Genomic DNA, 20198 nt, shown 5'->3' with positions numbered 1-20198 from the left:
TCCGTTCGCTAACGGTGTTCCCGCTTCTTATAAGCCAGAGGGTTATTGGCATGACTGGTTTTGTTGCTCAAGCGCTGCTGCGCACCAGACATCTGACGCCGCCACCGTTCCGCCGTTGTTTCCTCCGCACGTCATCCGCCCGAATACGCCTGCCGGCCATGCGGTAAGGCCGCCTGACGCTCGCTGTTAGGCATGCGTAAAGCCAGCGCTGCGGCCCTGATTTTACTGATGCCTGTCGGACGCTGCCAAGACCAGTTCCCCCGATAGCCGCCTGATGATCCCCGATCATGAGCCGGTCACGCACGCCGCTTATGCTGCCGTGCCCGGGTATCGCTTTTACCGGGATAACCGCGTTATCTCATTACCGTGCCGATGGCACACCCTCATCCTTCACCGTTTGAGAGTCAGCATGATGAAAGAATTGAAAATCGCGACCAGCGCCAGCCTGGTCGCCACCATTGAGACGCTGCGCCAGATCGTGCGCGTAGAGCAGACGGACTACACCGACGTGGCGGCGGTGGTGGTGTCGGTCGCCGACGTGAACGCCGGCATTCTGGCGCGTTTGCAGGCGACGGGGTTCGACATTCCGACCTTCGTGGCGGTGGAAGGGGACGAGCATCTCTCGCCGGACTATCTGCCGTTTGTCAGTGGGGTTTTCGCGCTGCTGGCCGGCGCCAGCAAGCCGTTCTACATGGCGCAGCTGGAGGCCGCCGCCGACGCCTATGAGCAGGCGCTGCTGCCGCCGTTCTTCAAAACGCTGAAGACCTACGTCGAGATGGAAAACTCGACCTTCGCCTGCCCAGGGCATCAGGGCGGCGAGTTCTTCCGCAAACACCCGGCCGGCCGGCAGTTTTTTGATTTCTACGGCGAGACCCTGTTCCGTTCCGATATGTGCAACGCCGACGTCAAGTTGGGCGATCTGCTGATCCACGAAGGCTCGGCCAAGGATGCGCAAAAGCACGCGGCGCGGGTGTTCAACGCCGATAAAACCTACTTCGTGCTCAACGGCACCTCGGCGGCCAACAAGGTGGTGACCAACGCGCTGCTGACCCGCGGCGATCTGGTACTGTTCGATCGCAACAACCACAAATCCAACCACCACGGGGCGCTGATCCAGGCCGGCGCCACGCCGATCTATCTGGAAACCGCCCGCAACCCGTTCGGCTTTATCGGCGGCATCGATGCGCACTGCTTCGACGAACGCTATCTGCGCGAGCAGATCCGCGAGGTGGCGCCGGAGAAAGCCGCGGCGGCGCGGCCGTTCCGGCTGGCGATCATTCAGCTCGGCACTTACGATGGCACGATTTACAACGCTCGCCAGGTGATCGACACCATCGGCCACCTGTGCGACTACATCCTGTTCGACTCCGCCTGGGTGGGCTACGAAGGCTTTATTCCGATGCTGAAAGAGTGCTCGCCGCTGCTGCTGGAGCTGGACGAGCACGATCCGGGTATCTTCGTCACCCAGTCGGTGCATAAACAGCAGGCGGGGTTCTCGCAGACCTCGCAGATCCACAAGAAAGACGACCACATCAAAGGGCAAAAGCGCCACTGCAACCACAAGCACCTGAACAACGCATTCATGCTGCATGCGTCGACCAGCCCGTTCTATCCGCTGTTCGCCGCGCTGGACGTCAATGCCAAGATGCACGCCGGCGCCGCCGGGCGCCGCATGTGGATGGACTGCGTCAAGCTGGGCATCGAGACGCGCAAACAGCTGCTCACGCGCTGCTCGCAGCTGAAGCCGTTTATTCCGCTGCAGGTGGCGGGCAAAGACTGGCAGGATTACGATACCGATCTGATCGCCAACGACGCGCGCTTCTTCACCTTCGTGCCGGGGGAGACGTGGCACGGCTTTGAAGGCTATGCCCAGGACCAGTATCTGGTGGATCCGTGCAAGCTGCTGCTGACCACGCCGGGCATCGACGCTTCGACCGGCCAATACACCGAGTTCGGCGTGCCGGCCACCATTCTGGCCAACTTCCTGCGCGAGAACGGCATCGTGCCGGAGAAGTGCGATCTCAACTCGATCCTGTTCCTGCTGACCCCGGCGGAGAACCCGGCCAAGATGGAACAACTGGTGGAGATGCTGGCGCAGTTCGAACGTTATGTCGAAGAGGATGCGTCGCTGAGCGTGGTGCTGCCGACGGTGTACCGCAAGAACGAGCAGCGTTACCGCGGCTACAGCATTCGCCGGCTGTGTCAGGAGATGCACGATCTGTACGTCAGCTTTGACGTCAAGCAGCTGCAAAAGGAGATGTTCCGTCAGGATCATTTCCCGCCGGTGGTGATGAACCCGCAGGACGCCAACGTGGAATTTATCCGCGACAACGTCGAGCTGGTGCCGATCGGCCAGGCGGAAGGGCGCATTGCGGCGGAGGGGGCCCTGCCGTACCCGCCGGGCGTACTGTGCGTGGTGCCGGGCGAAGTGTGGGGCGGCGCGGCGCAGCGCTACTTCCTGGCGCTGGAGGAGGGCATCAACCGCCTGCCGGGCTTCTCGCCGGAGCTGCAGGGGGTCTACATCGAGAAAAAAGATCACGGCTGGAAGCGCATCTTCGGCTATATGATCAAGCCATGAAAAAAGGGCCGGTTCGCACCGGCCCTTCTTCCATCCACGCGGGAAGCGCTACTTCCTGCGGTAGCTCTTCTGCGCGGTATTCACTTTCACCAGATAGCGGCGCGACTCGGCGGCCGGGTGCTTGGTGGTCAGCGTTTGGTACACGTCGCCCGGCTGCATGCCGTTGATGATGCCCACCGCGCGCGTCCTGTCGCTGGAGAACACCCGCAGCACGCTGCCGGCGCCGCCGTTGTAGGCGGTGATCACCGCATAGCGGCGCGAGGTCGGGTTCTGAATGCCGCCCAGGTAGTTGTTTTGCAGGATCGCCAGGTAGGCGGTGCCGGTGTCGATGTTGTTCTCCGGATCGAACAGGTAGCTGCGGCTCGGGGTGCCCCATTTGCCGCGCATCTGGAACACATCCTTACCGGCGGTGTGCTGCACCACCTGCATCAGGCCCAGCGCATCCGAACCGCTCACCGCATAGGGGTTGAAGCTCGATTCGGTCTGCATGATTGCCAGGATCAGCGATTCGTCCACGCCGTATTTTTCCGACGCCTTGCGCACCATCGGCAGATATTTGTGCGCACGTTTGTCCAGGTGGTTCGGCACCAGCTGGATGGTGACCGAGTAGATGACGTGCAGGCCGGAGGTGCGTTTTTGCAGCTTGGTCTGCAGCAGGTAATCGGCGAAGTGCGCCGCGCGCCATTCCCAGCGGATCGGCGCGCCTTTGTTATCCAGCACCTGGCCGTACAGGAACGGCTCTTTGCTGATCTGGATATCGTTGGCGTCGGAATAGAGATCGATGGAGCCCGGATCGTCACCCATCAGCAGCGTGCTGATGATCGCCTGGCGCAGGTGCGCGGCCGGATCGGTGGTGGCGATGGTCTCGATGGTGATGGCGCCGGTGTCGAAGTTGATGTGGCTGCGGGTTTGGTATTGGTCGGTATATTTGACGTAGTCTTTCGGCCCGGCGATCAGAACTTCGTTCAGACCCCAGATGTTCTCGATGTTGTGAGCGAATTGCCCCATCAGAATGTCGAAGCCGTTGGTGTCTTTGATCCAGGCTTCGTTGATTTCTTCACTTTTTTTGCCGGAACAGGAGATCAGCAAAGGCGCTATTACGAGCAAAGCTAAAATTTTCTTCATCTTAAAGCCGTTTGGAAGAAGTATAAGAGGATTGAAGCGGGCCAGCGCCTGGCCCCAACAGCGTTATTCGCTTGGCGGCGTATAGCCTTCGATGTGCACGTCGTGCCCTTCGAACAGGAACTTGATCATTTCCTCTTCCAGCAGTTTGCGGTCATCCACGTTCATCATGTTCAGCTTCTTCTCGTTGATCAGCATGGTCTGCTTCTTCATCCACTCGCCCCAGGCTTCCTTGGAGATCTCGTTGTAGATGCGCTTGCCGACGTCGCCGGGATAAAGCTGGAAGTCCTGGCCTTCGGCGTCGCGCTGCAGGAAAGTACAAAAAATGGTGCGGCTCATGCTAATTCCTCGTCGATGGCGCTATCGCCATATAAGTTTTGTTGGATCGGGGGCTGCTTCGCCAGCTGTTGCAACAGGCGATCCACCGGCGCTGCCAGCCCGACCGACGGCGGCTGCGCTAAGTTATACCAGAGACCCGCGCCCTCATCCATGCCGCTGCCCGCCGCGTCGAGCGACAGCCACATCGGCACGATATCGAGATGGAAATGGCTGAACGTGTGGCGAAATGCGGTCAGCTGTTCCAGGCGCTTGCCTTTCAGACCGCGCTGCTGCAGCCAGAGTTCCAAATCCACGCGCGCGCTGAACTGCGGGAAGCAGAACAGGCCGCCCCACAGGCCCACCGCCGGGCGCTGTTCCAGCCACACGCGGTCGCCGTGCTGCAGCAATAAGAAGTAGGCGGTTTTTTCCGGCAGGGTCTGTTTGGGTTTCTTGCCGGGGTAGTTGGCCCAGCTGTGGTTGGCGTAAGACAGACAGCCGACGTTGAGCGGGCAGAGTTCGCACTTGGGCTTGGAACGAGTGCAGACCATGGCGCCCAGATCCATCATCGCCTGGTTGAACTGGCCGACGCCCTGCGCCGGGGTGACCTCTTCGCTGATTTTCCACAGCCGGTTTTCGACCTCTTTTTTGCCCGGCCAGCCTTCCACCGCGTAGCAGCGGGCCAGCACGCGTTTCACGTTGCCGTCGAGGATCGGATAGTGTTGGCCCAGCGCCAACGACAGCACCGCACCGGCGGTGGAACGGCCGACGCCCGGTAAATCGGCGATTTCCGCGAAGGTTGTCGGGAACTCGCCGCCGTGCTGTGCGACAATGGTCTGCGCCGCTTTGTGCAGGTTGCGGGCGCGGGCGTAATAGCCGAGGCCGGTCCACAGATGCAGCACTTCGTCCAGCGGGGCTTCCGCCAGCGCGCGCACGTTGGGAAAACGGGCCATAAAGCGCTGAAAATAAGGAATGACGGTGGCAACCTGGGTCTGTTGCAACATCACCTCGGAGAGCCATACTTGATAGGCGGTTTTTTCCAGCTGCCACGGTAGGGTTTTGCGGCCGTAGCGCTGATACCAGTCAAGCACCACCTGTGCGAATTGTTGTGCTTGCATCATGAGCAGCGTCGTTATCCGGCAGAAAATGAAGCGAGATTGCAGCATAGAGTCATGGTGCTGTAAACCGGAACTTTCCGACGCCGCACGGCGGGTACAGAAGATGAACACTTGCTAAACCAATGTATCTTTGCATAATGCGCGTTTCCCTAATTGGCAGCCAAACAGACAGAAAGCACTATGATTAATGACGTCATCTCCCCGGAATTTGATGAGAACGGCCGCGCGATGCGCCGTATCCGCAGTTTTGTTCGCCGCCAGGGGCGGCTGACCAAAGGCCAGCAGCACGCGCTGGAGAACTATTGGCCGGTGATGGGCGTGGAGTATCAGGCTGAGGCTGTCGATCTCGCCGCGCTGTTCGGCCGCGAAGCGCCGACGGTGCTGGAGATCGGTTTTGGCATGGGCGCCTCGCTGGTGACCATGGCGGGCAACAATCCGCAGCAGAACTTTTTAGGGATCGAAGTGCACTCGCCGGGCGTGGGCGCCTGCCTGGCCGACGCCCACGAGGCGAAGCTGAGCAACCTGCGCGTGATGTGCCACGATGCGGTTGAAGTGCTGGAAAACATGATCCCGGACGGCTCGCTGGACATGGTGCAGCTGTTCTTCCCCGATCCGTGGCACAAGGCGCGCCACAATAAGCGCCGCATCGTGCAAACGCCGTTTGTCGAACTGGTGCTGCGCAAGCTGAAGACCGGCGGGGTCTTCCACATGGCCACCGATTGGCAACCTTATGCGGAACATATGTTAGAGGTTATGAACGGGGTCGCAGGCTACCGTAATCTTTCCAGCGATAATGATTATGTGCCGCGTCCGGATTCGCGCCCACTGACGAAATTTGAATTACGCGGCCAGCGCCTGGGACATGGCGTTTGGGACTTGATGTTTGAGAGGAAAGAATAATGGCTAAGAACCGCAGTCGTCGTTTACGTAAAAAGTTGCACATTGAAGAATTTCAGGAGCTGGGTTTCTCCGTAGCCTGGCGCTTCGCCGAAGGCACGTCGGTGGAAGACATCGACAGCACGCTGGATACCTTCATCGATGAAGTGATCGAGCCGAACGGCCTGGCGTTTGACGGCAGCGGCTACCTGCAGTGGGAAGGTCTGATCTGCCTGCAGAAGATCGGCCACTGCACCGACGAGCATCGCGAACTGGTGAAAAACTGGCTGGAAGCGCGCAAACTGACCGACGTTAAGGTCAGCGATCTGTTCGATATCTGGTGGGATTGATCGCGGCTGCCCGATGAGCGCGGCTTCGCGCCGCTTATTTCCCCCTAAATAATTGGATTTGCATCACGGCGGCAAGAGTGTGAGTCCCCAGGAGCTTACTTCAGTAAGTGACTGGGGTGAGCGCTCGCAGCCAACACAGATGCGGATTCAAGTATGACGGGGATGGATTTAAGGTGCCTTAACGGCGCCTTTGTTTTGCCCGGAGTGTGACCGAGGTGGTAACAACATTGGATAACGCGTTGCTGGAAGAGATCCTGCAACAGGTGCGCCCGCTGATTGGCCAGGGAAAAGTGGCCGACTACATCCCGGCGTTGGCGGAAGTGCCCGCCGATCGGCTGGCGATCGCCGTGTGTACGGTGGATGGCGAACTGTTCCAGGCCGGCGACGCCGCGGAGCGCTTCTCCATCCAGTCGATCTCCAAAGTGCTGAGCCTGACGCTGGCGCTGACGCGCTATCAGGAGCCTGAGATCTGGCGGCGCGTCGGCAAAGAGCCTTCCGGCCTGCCGTTCAATTCGCTGCTGCAGCTGGAGATGGAGCAGGGCAAACCGCGCAATCCGTTTATCAACCCCGGCGCGCTGGTGGTGTGCGACATGCTGCAAACCCGGCTCAGCGCCCCCAAACAGCGCATGCTGGAGGTGGTGCGTCAGCTGGCCGGTGAAGACGACCTGGCCTATGACCTGCGGGTGGCGCGCTCCGAGTTCGAACACTCCGATCGCAATGCGGCCATCGCCTATCTGATGAAGTCGTTCGGCAACTTCGAAAACGACGTCATCACCGTGCTGCAAACCTATTTCCACTACTGCGCGCTGCGCATGAGCTGCGTGGAACTGGCGCGCAGCTTCGTCTATCTGGCCAATCACGGCCGCGATCTCAGCGGCGAGGCGGTGATCAGCCCGCTGCAGGCCCGGCAGATCAACGCCCTGATGATGACCAGCGGCATGTACGACGGCGCCGGCGAGTTCGCCTATCGGGTGGGGATGCCGGGCAAGTCCGGCGTGGGCGGCGGTATCGTGGCCATCGTGCCGGACGAGCTGTCGATCGTCGTCTGGTCGCCGGAACTGGATGCTTCCGGCAACTCGCTGGCGGGAACTGCGGCGCTGGAACTGTTGTCTCAACGTATCGGTCGTTCGATTTTTTAATCCCAGTCTGGATGGGAGTCAGGAGAAGCTATGTTGAAGAAAACCGGGTTAGCCTTACTGCTGCTGGCGGCGACTGCCGCGCAGGCCCACGCCGAGTACCAATGCAGCGTTAAACCCCAGGACGATGTGATCATCAGCCCGCAGAGCGTGCAGGTGAAAGGCGCCAGCGGCGACCTGCAAATATCGCCGGATGGCGACGTGATCCGCAACGGCCAGGCGCTGAGCCTGAACGACAGCCAGCGGCAGAAAGCCTTCAGTTACCAGAGCGCCTTGCGCAAGCAACTGCCGTGGATCGACGACGGCGCGCAGAAACACCTGGAGAAAGCCCGCGCAGCGCTGGATAAAGTGATCGTTAAAGAGCTGGGCAGCAACAGCAACGTGCGCAACCGCCTGACCACCCTGAACGGCCAACTGAAACAGCAGATGAACCGCATCATCGAGCACCGCAGCGACGGCCTGACCTTCCACCACCAGGCGATTGACCAGGTGGAACAGGATGGCCGCAACATCGTGCAGCAGAGCATGGGCGGCGTGCTGCAGGACAGCCTGAACGAAATGGGCGTCAAACAGGCCGCCAACAGCGGCGGTAACCCGCTGCAGGCGATCATGGGCAATCTGGGCGGCTTGCAGAAGGCGATCCAGAACGAATGGAACAATCAGGAGCAGGACTTCCAGAACTTCGGTCATGACGTGTGCAACCGCGTCACCGCACTGGAAACCCAGCGCAAGGATTTGCTTAAGGCGTTGAAGTAACGGATAGATATCGCATATCCATATCAGAGACGCTGAGGCGAAGCGAAATTCTGGTTGATACCTATCAGGCATTGTTTTTAGAGGCTTGGCATGCGTATTTCGGCTAAACGCGTCAGCTTTGACGATGCGACGATGTGGGTCGAACTGAGCGACGCCCGAATTATTGGCGTGCCACTGGCCTGGTTTCCGCGTTTGTTGAATGCGACGCAAGAACAGCGGGCGGGGTATGAGCTCAGCGCTCGCGGCATCCATTGGGATGCGTTGGACGAGGATGTTTCCGTTGAGGGATTGCTGAAGGGGCGTGGCGACGTGACGTACCGCCCTCATAATGCCGCCTGAACATGAAAAAAAGCGCTGATCATTCAGCGCTTTTTTTTACTCGTCGTCCGCCAGGAACAGTTCCAGCAGCGAGTTGAGGAACAGCTTGCCCTTCTCGGTAATTTGCCAATGCTCCGCGGTTTCTTCCAAATAGCCTTTGGCCAGCGCTTCGTCCAGCTGCGGGCGAATAACGCTTTCCGCCAGCCCGGTGTAGTTGACGAAGTCGGCGCGCGGCGCGGCTTCCAGCAGACGGAAGCGGTTCATGAAGAACTCGAACGGCCGATCCGCCGCCGCCACCTCATGCTGCTTGTCCATGTAGTCGCCGCGCATAAAGCCGCGCGGGTGCTTGGTCTTGGCGGTGCGCAGGATGCGTCCGTCGCTGAAGGTCACCTTGCCGTGCGCGCCGCAGCCGATCCCCAGATAGTCGCCGAAGCGCCAGTAGTTGAGGTTGTGCTGGCATTGGTAGCCCGGCTTGGCGTAGGCCGAGGTTTCATACTGCTGGTATCCGGCGGCGCTCAGCAACTGGTGGCCGCGCTCGAAGATGTCCCACAGCGCATCGTCGTCCGGCAAAACCGGCGGGCGCGAGCTGAACAGGGTGTTCGGCTCGATGGTCAGCTGATACCACGACAGGTGCGGCGGATTGAGGGCGATCGCCTGGCGCAGATCGTCCAGCGCCTCTTCCAGCGACTGATCCGGCAGGCCGTGCATCAGATCGAGGTTGAAGCTGCGCAGGCCAAGGCCGGTCGCCAGCGTCGCCGCGCGTTTGGCTTCTTCCGGGCCGTGGATGCGCCCCAGGCGGGTCAATTTCTCGGCGCTGAAGCTTTGCACCCCGATGGAGATGCGGTTGACGCCGGCGCGCTGGTAGCCGCTGAAACGATCGGCTTCCACGGTGCCGGGGTTAGCCTCCATGGTGATTTCGGCGTCGTCGGCGACGCGAATGCGCGCCCGCACCCCGTCCAGCAAGGCCTGCATCGCCTCGGCGCTCAGCAGGCTGGGGGTGCCGCCGCCGATAAAGATAGTGCTGATTTCCCGGCCGCCGGCCAGTGGCAGGTCGGCATCCAGATCCGCCAACAGATGATCGACGTACTCCTGATGCGGCACGTCACCCTTCAGCGCATGGGAGTTGAAGTCGCAGTACGGGCATTTCTGCACGCACCACGGGATATGGATGTAGAGACTCAGCGGGGGCAGCTTAAGCATTGCGCATGGCTTCCAACATCAGCTTCAGCGCCTTGCCGCGGTGCGAAATCGCCCGCTTCTCGTCGCGGCTTAGCTCGGCGGCGGTGCGGCCCAGCTCCGGCACGTAGAAGACAGGGTCGTAACCGAAGCCGCCTTCACCGGCGGCCTGCTCAGTGATTTCGCCGGCCCAACTGCCGTGGAACACCAGCGGCGTCGGGTCTGCCGCATGGCGCAGATAGACCAGCACGCAATGGAATTGCGCGCCGCGCCGGCCCGGCGCCACGTCTTTCAACGCCGCCAGCAGCTTGTCGAGGTTTTGCCGATCGTCGGCATCTTCGCCGGCATAGCGTGCGGAGTAGATGCCCGGCGCGCCGCCCAGCGCGTCCACTGCCAGACCGGAGTCGTCGGCGATCGCCGGCAGGCCGGTGACCTGTGCCGCATGGCGCGCTTTCAGGATGGCGTTTTCGATAAACGTCAGGCCAGTTTCTTCGGCGGATGCCACGCCCAGATCGGTTTGCGCGACCACGTCCAGGCCGAAATCGGCCAACAGGTCGGCAAGTTCGCGCACTTTGCCCGGGTTACCGGTGGCAAGAACGACTTTTTGCATAAGTGACTACCTTGAAAATTATTCGATGATACTCTGCGTATCTGAAGCCGCAGCCGCGTTGGCTGCACGCTCTCACCCCAGTCACTGGAGTGACCCAGCTCCTGGGGACTCAAGCCCTTGCCGCCTTGCTGCGGCTCCAGCTACTTTGTGTATAGCGCCGCGACCACGGCGGGGATCTGTTGCGGATTCACGATGCGTAACTGTTTATGCCGTCCCAGTTCGCCTTTCTCGATGGTGACGTTGCTTTTCGCCACTTTGAACTGCTTGGCGATAAACTTGATCAGATGGGCGTTGGCTTGGCCGTCGACCGGCGGGGCGGTGATGGCGACTTTTAGTTCGTCGCCATGCAAGCCGATAATTTGGTCGCGGCTGGCTTTCGGCTGAATATATAGCCTGATCGTCAGCCCGTCCAGCACCGGAGTGACCGCACTCACAGCAGGAACCAGATCTCGCCGAACAGATCCATGCCTAGGTAGTTGATCAGATAGAGGATCAGGATCACTACCATGGCGGAAAAGTCGATGCCCCCCATCGCCGGGATGATGCGACGGATCGGCGCCATCAAGGGTTCGGTCAGTTGGTACATCACGTAGTCGATCGGGCTGCGGCCCTGGCTGATCCAGCTCATCAGCGCACGAATGATCATCACCCAGAAGATCAGGTAGCCGGCGGACTTCACCAGCGAGATCAGGCCGAACAGCAGGTTATACGGGCTGAGCGACATCGCGCCGCCCTGAATCAGCAGCAGCAGCGGGTACTTGATGGTCATCAGCAGGAACGCCAGCAGCAGCGAAGCGCTGTCGATAGGCCCCAGTGACGGGATGATGCGGCGCAGTGGGCCGACCACCGGCTGGGTGATCTTCACCACAAACTGTGAGAACGGGTTGTAAAAATCGGTGCGCGCCCACTGCATCCAAATGCGCAGCAACAGCACCATCACGTACAGATCAATAACGGTCTTGACCAGGAAAGTCAGCGTTAGCATGAAGTGGTCCTTCTCCTTAACTCGCGGTTATTTAAAATAATTTTTCCATCTCTTGGGCGCGGGAAACGGCGGCCTGCATCGCTTGCCCCACGGTTTCCGGCAGTTGGCGTTCGTTGAACACCCGCAGCGCTTCGGCGGTGGTGCCGCCTTTGGAGGTCACCTGTTCGCGCAGCGTGCCCAGCGGCGTATCCGGGTTGGCTTCCACCAATGCGGCGGCGCCGGAAGCGGCCTGTTGCACCAGATCGCGCGCGGTCTGGCTGTCGAAGCCCATGCGCTCGGCCTCTTTTTGCATCGCCTCCATAAACAGGAAGAAATAGGCCGGAGCGCTGCCCGCGGCGGCGATCACGCCGTTGATGCCATTTTCGTCATCGACCCAGCAAACTTTACCGACCGACGCCATTAAATCGCCGGTGTAATCGCGATCCCGCTGGCTGACCTGCGCCGGCGCGTACAGCCCGCTCATGCCCTTGCCGACCAGCGACGGAGTGTTGGGCATGATGCGCACGATGTCCAGCTTGTCGCCGAGCAGTTGATAGAAACGGCTGACCTGAATGCCGGCGGCGATCGACAGCACCAGCTTGCCGCTGAAATCGACCTGTTCGCGCAGCGGCTGACACACGTCGGCCATCATCTGCGGTTTGACCGCCAGCACCACCACCTCGGCTTCACGCGCGCAGGCGACGTTGTCGCCGCTGCTGACGATGCCGTAGTCCGCCGCCAGCGCGTCACGGTTTTTCGCCGAAGGGGCGCAGACGCTGATGGATTTGGCCGGATAGCCGCCCGCCACCAGGCCGGCGATGATTGCACGCGCCATGTTGCCGGCGCCGATAAAGGTAATCTTGCGATGTTGCATCAAATCCCTCGTCTGTGTGTCAGGCCTGCGAGTAGTCGCGGGCGCCAAAAATTGCGGTGCCGATGCGCACCAGGGTGCTGCCTGCGGCAATCGCCGCCGCCATATCGTCCGTCATGCCCATCGACAGCGTATCGACCTGCGGATAACGCTGGCGCAGGGCGAGAAAGGCGTCGTTCATCCGGTTGAATACCGCCAGCTGCCGCTGATAATCCGCTTCCGGCGCCGGGATGGCCATCAGGCCGCGCAGCGTCAGGTTCGGCAGTGCGGCGATCGCGTCGGCCAGCGCCGGCAGCTCGCTTAACGCGATGCCGGATTTGCTCTGCTCATCGCTGATGTTGATTTGAATCAGCACGTTGAGCGGCGGCAGGTCGGCCGGGCGCTGATCGCTCAGGCGCTGGGCGATGCGCAGCCGATCCACGGTATGACACCAGGCGAAATGTTCCGCCACCAGCCGACTCTTATTGGATTGCAGCGGGCCGATAAAGTGCCACACCAACTCGCCGCCCTGCGGCGACTCGGCGAAATGCCGGATCTTGTCTACCCCTTCCTGCACGTAGTTCTCGCCGAAGGCGCGCTGGCCAGCGGCGATGGCTTCTTCGATCGCCGCCACAGGTTTGGTTTTGCTGACTGCAAGCAGGGCAACTTCTTCTGGCGCCCGCGCGCAATTTCGCGCGGCGGCCGCGATGCGGTTTCTGACATCCTGCAGGTTCTGTTGGATAGTGCTCATTATTGACCCGGGAGAGTGATATGGATATCGATGAATTCGTGGCCCTTAGTGTAAAGCATAATGCTTCCGATCTGCACCTTTGTGCCGGTCATCCGCCGATGTTGCGCATCGACGGTGAACTGCAGCCGCTGGCGGCGGCGCCAACGCTGACGGCGCAAGGCGTGCAGGCCCTCTGCGACGGATTGCTGAATGCGCAGCAGCGCGAGAGCCTGCGGCGGCTGGGGCAGGTCGATCTGGCGTTGCACAGGCCGGGCGGGGAGCGGTTGCGCGCCAACGTTTTTCAACAAAGCGCGGGGATTTCTCTCGCGTTGCGGCGTATCGCCGGGCAATCGCCTTCGCTTGCCGAGCTGGCTGCGCCGGCCATCGTCCCGGCGCTGCTGCGGCGCGCCGACGGATTGATCCTGGTCACCGGCGCCACCGGCAGCGGCAAGTCCACCACGCTGGCGGCGATGATCGACGAGATCAACCGGCACCAGCAGCGGCATATTTTGACGCTGGAAGATCCGATCGAGTTCCTGCACCGCAGCCGGCGATCGCTGATCCAGCAGCGGGAGATCGGCCGCGACAGCCACAGCTTCGATGCGGCGTTGCGCGCCGCGCTGCGCGAAGATCCGGATGTGATCCTGCTGGGCGAGCTGCGCGATACCGCCACCATCCGGCTGGCGCTCACTGCGGCGGAGACCGGCCACCTGGTGCTGGCGACGCTGCATACCCGCAGCGCGCCACAGGCGGTAGAACGGCTGGTGGACGTGTTTCCGGCGGAAGAGAAACCCTATGTGCGCGCCCAGCTGGCCGGCAGCCTGCAGGCGGTGATCGCGCAAAAGCTGATGAGGCGCCCCGGCGGCGGACGCGTGGCGATCTTTGAAGTGCTGACGGCGACGGCGGCGGTCAGCAACCTGATCCGTGAAGGGAAAACGCATCAGTTGGCGAGCGTGTTGCAAACCGGCGCGCAGTCCGGCATGCAAACCTTTGAGCAAGGTTTGCAGCAGCGGATCGACGCCGGCGTGTTGGGGGAGTGCGCGGGGGAAAGGGCGGGCGTTTAGCCCAGCTGCCGTTCGAACCAGCTTTCGAGGATCACCACCGCGGAGGCGGAATCCACGCTGCCTTTATCAAGGGCGCGGAAGCCGCCGCGATCGAACAGGTTGGCGCGCGCTTCCACGGTGCTCAGACGCTCGTCATGCAGATCGATCTGGATGCCGAAGCGGCCGTGCAGGCGGTTGGCGAACTTGCGCGCCTGGGCGGTAACGGGTTGTTCGGTGCCGTCCATGTTCAGCGGCAGGCCGACCACCACCAAATCCGGTTGCCACTCCTTCAGCAGCTTTTCGATTTTCAGCCAGTCCGGCGAGCCGTCCTGCGCTTTGAAAGCCGGCAAGGCGCGGGCGCTGCCGGTCAACTCCTGGCCGACGGCCGCGCCGATGCTTTTGGTGCCGAAGTCGAAGGCGATAATGGTGCGGTTGCTCATCAGGCATGTCCTGCGTGGTTGGCGATGCTGCGAATGTCGATACCCAAAAGGTTCCCCGCCTCGCGCCAGCGGCTGGCGATCGGCGTGCGGAACAAAATGTCGGTGTTGGCTTCGATGGTCAGCCAGGCGTTTTCCAATACTTCCTGCTCCAACTGGCCCTTTTCCCAACCCGCATAACCCAGCGCCACCAGCACGTCGTCCGGTTGCTCTGGCGTGCCGAGCGTTTCCAGCACGTCTTTCGAGGTGGTGATCATGGTGTTGGGCGAAATTTGAATGCTGGCGCCGAAGCCGTGGCGCGGCGTATGCAGGATAAACCCGCGATCGTCCGCCAGGGGGCCGCCGGCGAACACCGGCTTGTCCAGGCTGATGGCCGGATCGCGCGCAGGCGGCATGATCTTCAGCTTGCTCAGCACCGTGGCTACCGTGAACTGCTCCACCGGTTTATTGATCACCAAACCCATGGCGCCTTCTTCATTGTGCTCGCAAATGTAAATCACCGAGCGTTTGAAGCGAGGATCCTGCAGCGTTGGCATGGCGATCAGAAAATGGTGCTGTAAATTCATGGCGTTAGTATAAGGTAATCAATGGGTGAGAAAATAAACAGCCGCCAGTATGCGGCTATACCCGCCGCCTTTCAAGCCGTTGCCGAAAGGCGCGCTTTGGCGGGCGCGATACGGGATAGCGGGCGGCATGCCGCCCGCATGACGCATTACTTCGCCGCCAGGCGCTTTTCAATCGCGTCCATCAGCATGCCGGTAATCGAAATCGGGAATGCCGCCTCAATCTCGCGTGCGCAGGTTGGGCTGGTCACGTTGATCTCGGTCAGGCGATCGCCGATCACGTCCAGGCCGACGAAGATCAGCCCTTTCTCTTTCAGCGTCGGGGCGACGGCGCGGGCGATTTTCCAGTCGCTTTCGCTCAGCGGGCGCGCTTCGCCGCGGCCGCCGGCCGCCAGGTTGCCGCGGGTCTCACCCTGCGCCGGAATGCGCGCCAGGCAGTAAGGCACCGGCTCGCCGTCCACCACCAGGATGCGTTTGTCGCCGTCCTTGATCGCCGGCAGGAAGTTCTGCGCCATGCAGAAACGGCTGCCGTGTTCGGTCAGGGTTTCGATGATCACCGACAGGTTAGGATCGTCCTGCTTCACGCGGAAGATAGACGCGCCGCCCATGCCGTCCAGCGGTTTCAGGATGATGTCGCCGTGCTGCTGGTGGAATTTGCGGATGTGCGCGGCGCTGCGGCTGACCAGCGTATCCGGCGTCAGTTCCGAGAACCAGGCGGTGAACAGCTTCTCGTTGCAGTCGCGCAGACTTTGCGGCTTGTTGACCACCAGCGTGCCTTTAACTTCGGCGCGTTCCAGAATGTAGGTCGCATAGATGTATTCGGTATCGAACGGCGGATCCTTGCGCATCAGGATCACGTCCAGTTCGTGCAGCGCCAGATCCTGCTCGGCGCCGAAGCTGAACCAGCTCTCCTTGTCTTCCTTCACGCTCAGCAGGCGGGTGCGCGCGCGCCCGTCACCGGCGTGCAGATAGAGATCGTTCATCTCCATGTAGTGCAATTCGTAACCGCGGCGCTGCGCTTCGAGCAGCATGGCGAAGCTGGTGTCTTTCTTGATGTTGATGGAATCGATAGGATCCATCACGATGCCGAGCTTAATCATCTTTTCTCCTTTAACCCAGGTCGCCGAAGCGGACCTGCAGAGCGGTAATGGCGGTGAGCGCTGTGGTTTCGGTACGCAGAACGCGTGGTCCCAGCAGAATATCAGTAAATCCGTGGTCGGTGGTCATGGCGATTTCGTCGGCGGACAAACCGCCTTCCGGGCCGATCAGCAGGCGAACATGATCCACCAGCTGCGGCAGCGTGTTGATGCTGTGGCTGGCGCGCGGGTGCAGGTTGAGTTTCAGGCTGCCGTCCTGCTCGGCGCACCAGGCTTCCAGCGACATCGCCTCGCGGATTTCGGGAATGCGGTTGCGGCCGCACTGTTCGCAGGCGGCGATGGCAATCTTTTGCCATTGCTGGATTTTCTTCGCCAGACGCTCGCCGTCCAACTTCACGCCGCAGCGCTCGGAAAACAGCGGGGTGATGACGTTGACGCCCAGCTCGATGGATTTCTGGATGGTGAACTCCATCTTCTCGCCGCGCGAGATCACCTGGCCCAGGTGCAGGTTGAGCGGCGATTCGATGTCATCCACGCGGCCGTCGCCGAGGCGCACCAGCACGCTCTTTTTGTCCACCCGGACTATCTCGGCGTCGAACACCTGGTTGCTGCCGTCGAACAGCTGCAGCGCCTGGCCGGCGCTCATGCGCAGCACGCGCCCGACGTGGTTGGCGGCGTCCTCGCTGAGGGCGATCTCCGCCCGGTCGGTCAACGGCTGCGGATGGTAAATGCGGGGTATGCGCATGGGTAGTCTGATCCTGACGAAACGGCGCCGCGGGTTGGCGGCGCCATGAAAGATAAAGGCTATAGTAGGTTAGCTTTTCCGCTGCTGACAAGCCTGTTGAATATAGGGGTTGTGGTTGCCCTGCACCTTGGCGATACGTGCTTCGCGCTGACATTCCCATTGGCTCACCGGATATTGCCGGTTCCACACCTCGAACAGCCGGGTTTGCTGGCGTGACAGCCGCAGCTGGTAGCGATCGCGCATGTAGAAGTAGGTGCGGGCAATGGCGCCGCGCGCGCGGGCGGGCGGCTCCGCCTGTTTATTCTTGAAATCCACCTTCATCGGGCATTGCCCGTACTGGCCCGCGCCGCCGTTCCATTGGCTGTACATGAAGTTGTTGCGGTCGCCGTTCACTTCGCCGATCGCCGGCTGCAGGTTGTGCAGATCGGTTTCGATCTGGCGATAGGTGGCGTCTTTGTTGCAGTTCTTACGCCCGCCGTCCTGCCAGCACTGCAGCTGGTGGCCGAACTGCCAGGCCGGCACCACGTGTTCCCACTCGATACGCTGCGCGCGTTGGGCGTTTTTACGCACCTGATAGCCGCAGCCGGCGAGATCCGGGATGCCCTTCTTGCCTTGCCAGTCGATGCGGCAGCCGCAGTAAAAACTGCCCGGCGCATCCTGGTTAATCTTGGCCGCCGCCGCCTTGGCCTGAGAAAAATTATTGATGCCGTGCGCCTGTACGGCGCCTGCGGCGAAAACCGCCATAAACAAAATTCTGCGAAGCATATTCCAAAACAGCTCAAAATTGGAAAAGCAGGCAGGGTAACGGAACTTGCCGGCAGTGGCAAATGGCGATATTTGCTTGTTTTAACGTATAAATCGTTTAACTAAAGGTTCTCGCTAGCAAGAAATTTCAGTTTTTCGCCGCACCGGCGGCAGCGGTATTCGCTTTCGCCGCGCAGCACGCGGTTATGGCGGCGAATGGTGAGCTGGTGCTGTCCGCAGCCGCAGCGGTAGGGGAAGGTTTTGCTTTGCACCGAGGCGGTTTCGAAACGGTGAGTGCGGCTGGCGGGGGTCAGCAGTACGCTTTCCATCATCCAGCGCCATTCGCGGCCGTGCGGCGCCACCCGGCCGAATTGGCGAAACACCAGCAGGTGCGCCAGCTCGTGCGGCACCACTTCATCGATAAACGGCTGTTGGTTTTCCAGCAGCAGCACCGGGTTCAGACGGATTTCCCAGCTTTGCAGCCAGGCGGTGCCCGCGCTGGTGCCGCGTTGCTGATAGACGATGCTGGGTTCGGGGAACTCGACGGCAAAATGCCGGCGTGCCAACTGCAGCTTTTCTCGCAGGCAGCGCATCACCGCTTGTTGCAGCGCGATGGGGATTCTTGGTTTGTTCATTGCGGCCTAGCTTAAGCAATGGCGCGGCGGCTGACAATATGCCCCGGCCTAAATCCGCATCCGACGCTTTCTTGGCGCTGTGCGCCGGTTTTTCGCCACATTGATAAGACGATCGCCGTCGATGGATTGTAATCAATGTGTTAACTGCGGGATAATAAAGCGTGCATGATGAGCCTGTACCCGCAGTTCTCACCGGACAAGGTTGAAACGCCGCCTGTGGTAATCCCTTACGCAAAGAGCGGTTATTTTGCGATTTGGCGCAATAACTGACTGATTAAAAATACGTAAGGTGGAGGCAGTTTTTTGACAAGGCGCCGCCTCGCGCGCCGCAAGTGTGAATTTAACGCAGCTGATGTTGCAAGTGAGAGATCAATGTCGAATAAACCGTTCCACTATCAAGATCCGTTCCCGCTGAAGAAAGACGATACCGAATATTATCTGCTGAGCCGCGACCACGTTTCCGTGAGCGAGTTTGAAGGCCAGGAAATACTGAAAGTTGCCCCTGAAGCGTTAACCCTGCTTGCCCAGCATGCGTTCCACGACGCCTCGTTCATGCTGCGCCCGGCGCACCAACAGCAGGTGGCCGATATCCTCGACGATCCGGACGCCAGCGAAAACGACAAGTACGTTGCGCTGCAATTTCTGCGTAACTCAGAAATCGCCGCCAAGGGTATTTTACCGACCTGCCAGGACACCGGCACGGCGATCATCGTCGGCAAAAAGGGCCAGCGCGTCTGGACCGGCGGCGGCGATGAAGAAGCGCTGTCGCGCGGAGTCTACAACACCTACATCGAAGAGAACCTGCGCTATTCGCAGAACGCCGCGCTGGATATGTATAAAGAGGTCAATACCGGCAGCAACCTGCCGGCGCAGATCGATCTCTACAGCGTGGACGGCGAAGAGTACAAATTCCTGTGCATCGCCAAGGGCGGCGGCTCCGCCAACAAAACCTATCTGTACCAGGAAACCAAGGCGCTGCTGTCGCCGGGCAAACTGAAAAACTACCTGGTCGACAAGATGCGCACGTTGGGCACCGCGGCTTGCCCGCCGTATCACGTGGCGTTCGTCATCGGCGGCACCTCGGCGGAAGCGACGCTGAAAACCGTCAAGCTGGCCTCGACCAAGTATTACGATGGCCTGCCGACCGAAGGCAACGAGCATGGCCAGGCGTTCCGCGATCTGGAACTCGAAGCGGAATTGCTGCAAGAAGCGCAAAACCTGGGGCTGGGCGCGCAATTCGGCGGCAAATACTTCGCGCACGATATCCGCGTGGTGCGCCTGCCGCGCCACGGCGCCTCCTGCCCGGTCGGTATGGGCGTCTCCTGCTCGGCGGATCGCAACATCAAAGGCAAGATCAACCGCGATGGCATCTGGCTGGAAAAACTGGAGCACAATCCGGGTAAATTCATTCCTCAGGAGCTGCGCCAGGCCGGGGAGGGCGAAGCGATCAAGGTCGATCTCAACCGCCCGATGGCCGAGATCCTCAAACAGTTGTCGCAGTACCCGGTTTCCACCCGCCTGTCGCTGAGCGGCACCATCATCGTCGGCCGCGATATCGCGCACGCCAAGCTGAAAGAGCGTCTGGATCGCGGTGAAGGCCTGCCGCAGTACGTCAAGGATCACCCGATTTACTACGCCGGCCCGGCCAAAACGCCGGAAGGCTACGCGTCCGGTTCCTTGGGGCCGACCACCGCCGGACGTATGGATTCCTACGTCGATCTGCTGCAATCTCACGGCGGCAGCATGATCATGCTGGCGAAAGGCAACCGCAGCCAGCAGGTGACGGATGCCTGCCACAAGCACGGCGGCTTCTACCTCGGCAGCATCGGCGGCCCGGCGGCGGTGCTGGCGCAGCAGAGCATCAAGAGCCTGGAGTGCGTGGAGTACCCTGAGCTGGGCATGGAAGCGATCTGGAAAATTGAAGTGGAAGATTTCCCGGCGTTTATCCTAGTGGATGACAAAGGCAATGACTTCTTCCAGAAGATCCAGGCCGGTCAGTGCGCCAGCTGTCTGAAATAATCGCTGCCCCCTCCAC

At 60.8% G+C, this 20198-nt stretch carries 23 protein-coding genes; 8 read left to right on the top strand and 15 right to left on the bottom strand.

Annotated features, from left to right (window positions below):
- The first annotated feature begins 412 nt into the window (after window positions 1–412).
- Window positions 413–2578 (top strand): ornithine decarboxylase SpeF, encoded by a 2166-nt coding sequence (gene speF, locus ACJ8PL_RS18305; protein WP_442531332.1) that lies wholly within the window; start codon window positions 413–415, stop codon window positions 2576–2578.
- A gap of 48 nt (window positions 2579–2626) precedes the next feature.
- Here the strand turns inward: speF and mltC are convergent, their stop codons facing one another.
- The 3 genes from mltC to mutY form a co-directional block, all read right to left on the bottom strand.
- Window positions 2627–3703 (bottom strand): membrane-bound lytic murein transglycosylase MltC, encoded by a 1077-nt coding sequence (gene mltC / locus ACJ8PL_RS18300; protein WP_004937402.1) that lies wholly within the window; start codon window positions 3701–3703, stop codon window positions 2627–2629.
- Between the two features lie 63 nt (window positions 3704–3766).
- Complete coding sequence (locus ACJ8PL_RS18295; RefSeq protein ID WP_004937404.1) at window positions 3767–4039, bottom strand: oxidative damage protection protein; 273 nt, start codon at window positions 4037–4039, stop codon at window positions 3767–3769.
- Window positions 4036–5136 carry an A/G-specific adenine glycosylase gene (gene mutY, locus ACJ8PL_RS18290; protein ID WP_004937408.1) on the bottom strand — a complete coding sequence of 367 codons (1101 nt, stop codon included), beginning with the start codon at window positions 5134–5136 and terminating at the stop codon, window positions 4036–4038. The genes ACJ8PL_RS18295 and mutY overlap by 4 nt, the downstream gene beginning before the upstream one ends.
- A 177-nt stretch (window positions 5137–5313) precedes the next feature.
- Between mutY and trmB the strand changes: the two genes are divergently transcribed.
- From trmB to ACJ8PL_RS18265, 5 genes are all read left to right on the top strand, one after another.
- Window positions 5314–6033, top strand: a complete 720-nt coding sequence (gene trmB, locus ACJ8PL_RS18285; protein WP_016930097.1) for a tRNA (guanosine(46)-N7)-methyltransferase TrmB — start codon at window positions 5314–5316, stop codon at window positions 6031–6033.
- Window positions 6033–6359, top strand: a complete 327-nt coding sequence (locus ACJ8PL_RS18280) for a YggL family protein (RefSeq protein ID WP_004937412.1) — start codon at window positions 6033–6035, stop codon at window positions 6357–6359. The genes trmB and ACJ8PL_RS18280 overlap by 1 nt, the downstream gene beginning before the upstream one ends.
- A 215-nt stretch (window positions 6360–6574) precedes the next feature.
- Window positions 6575–7498: a glutaminase B gene (gene glsB, locus ACJ8PL_RS18275; RefSeq protein ID WP_004937414.1), complete on the top strand. Its 924-nt coding sequence runs from the start codon at window positions 6575–6577 to the stop codon at window positions 7496–7498.
- 30 nt (window positions 7499–7528) lie between these two features.
- On the top strand, window positions 7529–8251 hold the full coding sequence (locus ACJ8PL_RS18270; protein ID WP_033639389.1) for a DUF2884 domain-containing protein: 723 nt from the start codon (window positions 7529–7531) through the stop codon (window positions 8249–8251).
- A gap of 90 nt (window positions 8252–8341) precedes the next feature.
- Window positions 8342–8590: a DUF2442 domain-containing protein gene (locus ACJ8PL_RS18265; protein WP_079451748.1), complete on the top strand. Its 249-nt coding sequence runs from the start codon at window positions 8342–8344 to the stop codon at window positions 8588–8590.
- Window positions 8591–8626: 36 nt separating this feature from the next.
- On the opposite strand, the gene hemW is transcribed toward ACJ8PL_RS18265, so the two are convergent.
- The 6 genes from hemW to ACJ8PL_RS18235 all read right to left on the bottom strand — a co-directional run bounded on the left by hemW (window position 8627) and on the right by ACJ8PL_RS18235 (window position 12920).
- A complete protein-coding gene (gene hemW, locus ACJ8PL_RS18260; protein WP_033635947.1) occupies window positions 8627–9769 on the bottom strand; it encodes a radical SAM family heme chaperone HemW in 1143 nt (380 codons plus the stop codon).
- Window positions 9762–10355: an XTP/dITP diphosphatase gene (locus ACJ8PL_RS18255; RefSeq protein WP_342097653.1), complete on the bottom strand. Its 594-nt coding sequence runs from the start codon at window positions 10353–10355 to the stop codon at window positions 9762–9764. The genes hemW and ACJ8PL_RS18255 overlap by 8 nt, the downstream gene beginning before the upstream one ends.
- Before the next feature lie 140 nt (window positions 10356–10495).
- Window positions 10496–10789 carry a DUF167 family protein YggU gene (gene yggU / locus ACJ8PL_RS18250; protein WP_117287303.1) on the bottom strand — a complete coding sequence of 98 codons (294 nt, stop codon included), beginning with the start codon at window positions 10787–10789 and terminating at the stop codon, window positions 10496–10498.
- Complete coding sequence (locus ACJ8PL_RS18245; protein ID WP_016930090.1) at window positions 10786–11340, bottom strand: YggT family protein; 555 nt, start codon at window positions 11338–11340, stop codon at window positions 10786–10788. The genes yggU and ACJ8PL_RS18245 overlap by 4 nt, the downstream gene beginning before the upstream one ends.
- A 31-nt stretch (window positions 11341–11371) precedes the next feature.
- Window positions 11372–12193 (bottom strand): pyrroline-5-carboxylate reductase, encoded by an 822-nt coding sequence (gene proC, locus ACJ8PL_RS18240; RefSeq protein ID WP_079450221.1) that lies wholly within the window; start codon window positions 12191–12193, stop codon window positions 11372–11374.
- Between the two features lie 19 nt (window positions 12194–12212).
- Window positions 12213–12920 (bottom strand): YggS family pyridoxal phosphate-dependent enzyme, encoded by a 708-nt coding sequence (locus ACJ8PL_RS18235; protein ID WP_123867896.1) that lies wholly within the window; start codon window positions 12918–12920, stop codon window positions 12213–12215.
- Window positions 12921–12940: 20 nt separating this feature from the next.
- On the opposite strand from ACJ8PL_RS18235, the gene ACJ8PL_RS18230 reads away from it, so the two are divergent.
- Window positions 12941–13963, top strand: coding sequence for a type IV pilus twitching motility protein PilT (locus ACJ8PL_RS18230; protein WP_115436520.1), 1023 nt, complete (start codon window positions 12941–12943; stop codon window positions 13961–13963).
- Here the strand turns inward: ACJ8PL_RS18230 and ruvX are convergent.
- From ruvX to ACJ8PL_RS18200, 6 genes are all read right to left on the bottom strand, one after another.
- Window positions 13960–14382, bottom strand: coding sequence for a Holliday junction resolvase RuvX (gene ruvX, locus ACJ8PL_RS18225; protein WP_015379046.1), 423 nt, complete (start codon window positions 14380–14382; stop codon window positions 13960–13962). The two genes, ACJ8PL_RS18230 and ruvX, sit on opposite strands and share 4 nt — an antisense overlap.
- On the bottom strand, window positions 14382–14945 hold the full coding sequence (locus ACJ8PL_RS18220) for a YqgE/AlgH family protein (RefSeq protein ID WP_004937452.1): 564 nt from the start codon (window positions 14943–14945) through the stop codon (window positions 14382–14384). Before ACJ8PL_RS18220 ends, ruvX begins: the two co-directional genes overlap by 1 nt.
- 146 nt (window positions 14946–15091) lie before the next feature.
- Window positions 15092–16042 carry a glutathione synthase gene (gene gshB, locus ACJ8PL_RS18215; protein ID WP_016930084.1) on the bottom strand — a complete coding sequence of 317 codons (951 nt, stop codon included), beginning with the start codon at window positions 16040–16042 and terminating at the stop codon, window positions 15092–15094.
- A 10-nt stretch (window positions 16043–16052) separates the two neighbouring features.
- Window positions 16053–16784, bottom strand: coding sequence for a 16S rRNA (uracil(1498)-N(3))-methyltransferase (gene rsmE, locus ACJ8PL_RS18210; protein WP_442531318.1), 732 nt, complete (start codon window positions 16782–16784; stop codon window positions 16053–16055).
- 69 nt (window positions 16785–16853) lie between these two features.
- The gene (endA, locus tag ACJ8PL_RS18205) at window positions 16854–17549 is read right to left on the bottom strand and encodes a deoxyribonuclease I (RefSeq protein ID WP_049300546.1); all 696 of its coding nucleotides are present in this window, start codon (window positions 17547–17549) and stop codon (window positions 16854–16856) included.
- 101 nt (window positions 17550–17650) lie between these two features.
- Window positions 17651–18163 (bottom strand): SprT family zinc-dependent metalloprotease, encoded by a 513-nt coding sequence (locus ACJ8PL_RS18200; protein ID WP_016930082.1) that lies wholly within the window; start codon window positions 18161–18163, stop codon window positions 17651–17653.
- Between the two features lie 372 nt (window positions 18164–18535).
- Here ACJ8PL_RS18200 and fumA point away from each other — a divergent pair, with 372 nt between their 5' ends.
- A complete protein-coding gene (gene fumA / locus ACJ8PL_RS18195) occupies window positions 18536–20182 on the top strand; it encodes a class I fumarate hydratase FumA (RefSeq protein WP_016930081.1) in 1647 nt (548 codons plus the stop codon).
- Window positions 20183–20198: the final 16 nt, after the last annotated feature.

Origin of the sequence: Serratia sp. CY83965, assembly GCF_052166375.1 — a bacterium.
In the GTDB taxonomy this organism is placed as follows: Bacteria; Pseudomonadota; Gammaproteobacteria; order Enterobacterales; family Enterobacteriaceae; genus Serratia; species Serratia marcescens.
This window is presented reverse-complemented; position numbering and strand designations above follow the sequence as displayed.